2 protein-coding genes and 3 pseudogenes are annotated in these 4,460 nt (G+C 74.2%); 1 reads left to right on the top strand and 4 read right to left on the bottom strand.

Translation table 11 applies throughout. The features are described 5' to 3' along the window. Nucleotides 1-1,016 (bottom strand): annotated as a pseudogene (locus tag JM949_RS33960) (transposase); the annotation flags it as partial. A 39-nt stretch (nucleotides 1,017-1,055) separates the two neighbouring features. Beyond that, nucleotides 1,056-2,024, bottom strand: coding sequence for a DNA primase (locus tag JM949_RS33955; protein WP_203152116.1), 969 nt, complete (start codon nucleotides 2,022-2,024; stop codon nucleotides 1,056-1,058). Nucleotides 2,025-2,184: 160 nt separating this feature from the next. Between JM949_RS33955 and JM949_RS33950 the strand changes: the two are divergent. Further along, nucleotides 2,185-2,525: pseudogene (locus JM949_RS33950) on the top strand (PadR family transcriptional regulator). Between the two features lie 79 nt (nucleotides 2,526-2,604). Here the strand turns inward: JM949_RS33950 and JM949_RS33945 are convergent. Then, nucleotides 2,605-3,279 (bottom strand): permease prefix domain 1-containing protein, encoded by a 675-nt coding sequence (locus JM949_RS33945; protein WP_203152115.1) that lies wholly within the window; start codon nucleotides 3,277-3,279, stop codon nucleotides 2,605-2,607. A 68-nt stretch (nucleotides 3,280-3,347) separates the two neighbouring features. After that, nucleotides 3,348-4,460, bottom strand: a pseudogene (locus JM949_RS33940) (amino acid ABC transporter ATP-binding/permease protein); the annotation flags it as partial.

Raw genomic sequence — 4,460 nt, 5'->3', positions numbered from 1 at the left:
GGCCGGACCGACCGCAGGCCGGCGCTGGTGCCGGCCAGGCCGGTGAGCTCACCGACGGACTCGCCACGGCGGGCGGCGGCACGGCGGCCGGGTGCCTGGACCGGCGAGCTGGCCCGCGAGCTGAGGGCGCTGACCAGCGCCTCACACCCGGCGTCGCAGGCGCGTACGGAGGCGACGGCCTGACGGACCGTCTCGGCCACCGCAGAGGTGAGTGCCCGGTTGACCGCGGCACGTCGGGGGGTCTCCGAGATGGCGACCCGCAGGGCGGTGACCGCTTCGTTGATCTCCTCGGCGTCGGCGACCCCGTCGGCGGCGAGGTGCGCGGCGATCGCGTCCGCGGCGACCGACACCTCGCGACCCCGGGCCACGGTGCCGCCGAGCATGCCCGGCTCGGGCAGCGCGTCCAGCACCGCCAGCGAGACGGGCTCGGCCGGGTCCGGGTATGCGCGCAGCGCCGCCGGGTAGAGCTCACGCAGCACCTCGCGCAGCGCCACGGCGGCGGAGTGCCGGCCGGTGGCCAGAGCGGCGTGCGCGGCGAGCACCTGCTTGTAGCCGGCGAGGTCCCGGGGTGCCGGCAGGGTGACCGCGGACAGCGCCCCCGCCTGCAACGCGCGGGCCAGGCCGACCGCCCGCCGTTCGGCCGGAGGTGACTGCATCTCTTCCAGGGAGTCGTCGTCGGCGAACCGCTCGGCGAAGTCGTCCACCGAGTCGTCGTCGGCGATCGCCAGGGGCCGCCCGGCCGCGCTCAACAGCGAGATGACCGTGTGGTCGTCGCTGTCGGCGGCGATGGCCGCACCGCTCGGCCCGCCCGACCGCTCCACGAGCAGCGCGACGAGCTGGGCGTAGCCAGCCGCGTCATCGCTGATCTCGCGGACATGCAGCAGACGGCCTGCGTCGTCGACCACAGCGGACGTCAGCGTCGAGCCGGCGGAGGCCGGTCGGTCAGCCGGATCCGCCGAGGCCAGACCGCAGTAAACGCGCACGAGCGCCACGGCGTCGTCCTCCCTCCGGGACAGGTCTTTCCTCTGCCAGCAACTGATGCTCCCCGGTACGGGTCAGTCGCGCCAGTCCACCACCGCAGAGATCTTGCCGACAATGGTGCGCCAACCCAAACTCGCGGTCTGCGCGCCGATCTTCTTCAACCGCCGTCGACCCATGAAAGCGCCGATCCCACCGTTGGCGGTGGCCCGCAGCGCCTCGTCCAGGTCGTCGAGACTGGAGCCGGCGGAGAGCATGTCGAGTACCGCAGGCAGCCGCAATGCGTACGAGAGGTCGCGGGCGACCTCGCCGGCCTCGATCAGCAGGGTCGAGTCCCACGCGTCGTGGCCGCCGCGCAGGTTCTCCACGACGAGGTCGAGTTCGTAGGTGTCCTCGTCGAGTGGGGCGATGTCAGCCGGCTCCACCCGTTCGGACAATTCATTCCAGCTGTCCAGTTGGGACAGATCGTTGGGCGCACCGGACCGGATGAAGGTGACCAACGATTCGGGGGTCTTGAACAGCAGCAGCCTGCCCCGGTTGCTGAGGAAGACCGGCACCTCCTCGTCGTCCGCCTCGTCCGCGCCGTCCTCGTCCGCCTCGTCGTCGGCGGTGTCGGTGTCGGTGTCGGCGGCGCCGTCGCGGCGTCGACGCGGCGATTCGTCGTCGTCCCCGGCGGCGAACTCCTCGGCCAGCTCCTCGTCGAGGATGACGACGGTCTCGTCGTCCTCCTCCTCCTCGATCGCCTGGCGGCGGGCGAGGAACGGGTCGTCCTGGTCGCGCTCGGTCACGTCGGTCGGGGTCAGCGAGCTGGCCGGCCGGTACGCCCGCAGCGTGAAGCCGGTGCCGGCGGGCAGGGCGATCTCCACTGGGTCGATGCGCAGCTCGTCCCAGAGTGAACGGTCGACCGACGCGGACGGGCGGTCGGTCTCCTCAACCTCATCTGGCTCGGCCGCGCCGGTGGTGTCGTCGAGCTCGGGCTCGTCGGCGTCGGGCCGTTGGGGCGACTGGCGGGCCACGCTGACCTCCGTGTGCTTCGGGTTGCCCACCCGCCGGGGTCTCTGACCGGCGAGTGACTCTGGGCACATACCCTAGTCGGCAGTCCTGGGTGACCGATGCCCGCACCCCGGTGGCCGGTTGGCGCACGGCTTCCGCCTGCGGGTGGTCACCGGTGGCGAACCGGCTGTTCGACAAGTAGCGTAGCTACACATGAAGGCCCAGGCGTTGCACGGCCATCTCGACGCTCTGCTGCTCGCCGTCCTCGAACAGGGCGCGCTGCACGGCTACGCCATCATCGAGGCGCTGCGCGCGCGCAGCGACGCAGTCTCGATCTGCCCACCGGCACCATCTATCCGGCGCTCCGTCGCCTGGAACGCGCCGGGCACGTGGCGAGCACCTGGAGCACTGTCAACGGCCGGGAACGGCGGACGTACCAGCTGACCGACTCCGGCCGGCGGGCGCTGGCCGGGGAGCGCGCCGGTTGGCACGAGTTCCGACTGACCGTCGGCCGGTTCCTCGACCCCGGCAGCCCGCCGGTCACTCCGGCCTGACCGGGCCTTCCCGGGGGCGTGGGAGACCCCGATTCCACGAACACGCGGCACCCCGGCACCGGGCATCGGGTGGCGCCGGTCAGCGGACGGTGGCCAGCAGCCAGGTGCGCGCCGCGCGGGTCAGCGAGAAGTAGGCGGCCGACGCCACCACCACTCCGATCAGCATCGGGGGCCAGCGCAGCGCCGCGTCCCACAGGCTGAGCGACCAGGTGAAGAGGGCGCAGCCGGTGAGCATGCCGAGCGCCACGAGGCCGGTCAGGCCCATCCCCACCACCCGTTGCGCCAGGGCCAGGCCGGGACGTGGCGCGCGGGCGTTCGACGCGACCACCAGCAGGCCGGCCACCGAGAGCAGCAGCGCACCCAGCCAGATCCAGTCGACCGCGGCGGACAACAGCAGGTAGGCGGCCGGCGGACGCGAACCGTCACTCCAACTCGCCCCTTGCCAGGTCAGGTCGCCGGCGGCCATCCCCAGGCCGGCGACGGCCAGCATCCGCAGGGAGAGCCCGCGCAGGGCGCCCACCGCCAGCTCGGCCTGCCAGGACGGGAGGAGCTGCGCCGCCGAGCCGAACTCGACCACCGCCCGGCGCTGCGCCTCGCCGGCGGGCACCCCGTCCTCCCGGTACGCCTCGACGGCGTCCAGCAGCCCGTGCCGGGCCTCGGTCAGCAGCTCGGACTTGAGTCGCGCCGGCCCCTGCAACCGAGCACCCAGTTCCCGCAGGTGCTCGTCGACCAACACGTCCTCAGCGCACGCCATGGCACCACCCTGTCACGGACGGCGGGGCGGCGGCGTCCGGGAGAACCCTGGTCCGTCCCCGAGCCCGGTCAGGGGGCGAGCGCCAGGTAACCCCGCTCGGCCGCCGCCTGGAGCAGCCACTGGTCCCGATACCAGCCCGGGGCGGCGACCAGCTCGGCGTGCCGACCACGCTGGATCACCCGGCCGCCGTCGAGAACGACGATCTCGTCCAACTCGGCCAGCCCGCTCAGCCGGTGGCTGATCAGCAGCACCGAGTGTTCGGCCGGAGTGGCGGCGAGGGCCGACGCGAGCACCGCGTCCGCGGCCGTCGGGTCGAGCCCTTCGGTGGGCTCGTCGAGCACCAGCACCGACGGCGCGGCGAGCAGCGCGCGGGCGAGCGCCAGCCGTTGCCGCTGCCCGCCGGAGAGCTGCCCGCCCTCCTCGCCGACCAGCGTGTCCCAGCCCGCCGGCTGGGCGCGGACCCACTCCAGCAGGCCGGCGGCAGCGGTCGCCCCGGTCAGCTCCTCCTCGGCTGCCCGGGCCCGCCCGAGCAGCAGGTTCTCCCGGACGGTGGCATGGAAGACGTACGCCTCGGCCAGCAGCCCGCCGACCGCGCGCGGCAGCTCCTCCTCGGCGTACGCGGAGAGGTCCTGCCCGTCCAGGGTGACCCGGCCGGACGCGGGCCGGACGGCACCGGTCAGCACGGCGGCCAGTGTGCTCTTGCCGGCGCCGCTCGGGCCGACGACCGCGATCCTGCGTCCCGGCGGCAGGTCCAGGCTCACCGCGTCGAGGGCGGGCGCCGTGCCGGCCCGGTATCGCACTGTCACCTCGACGAGGCGCAGCTCGTGCGGGCCGGCCAGGTCCGTCGGGTCCTCCGTGGGCCGGGGGGTCGACGTGCCCGCGTCGAGCAGGGCGGCCACCCGGGTCAGGCCGGGACGCAGCTGGGTCCACTGCCGGGCCGCCGTGACCAGGGCCAGTGTTACCTCGACGGCGGCCAGTGCGCCGACCGCCAGGACCCCCACCAGCACCCCCGGCACGTCGGCGGCCAGGGCGGCCAGCACCACCGCCGCGGCGGTCAGCCCGGCGGTCAGCACCCCGACCGCGTCCACCGCGAACCCGGTGCGGCCAGCCGGCGTTCCACCCGGGCCAGCCGCTGGGCACGCTGCTCGGCGGCGCGCAGCGTGACAGCGGTCGCGCCGAAC

This window comes from Micromonospora tarensis, assembly GCF_016803395.1.
Lineage (GTDB): Bacteria > Actinomycetota > Actinomycetes > Mycobacteriales > Micromonosporaceae > Micromonospora > Micromonospora tarensis.
This window is presented reverse-complemented; position numbering and strand designations above follow the sequence as displayed.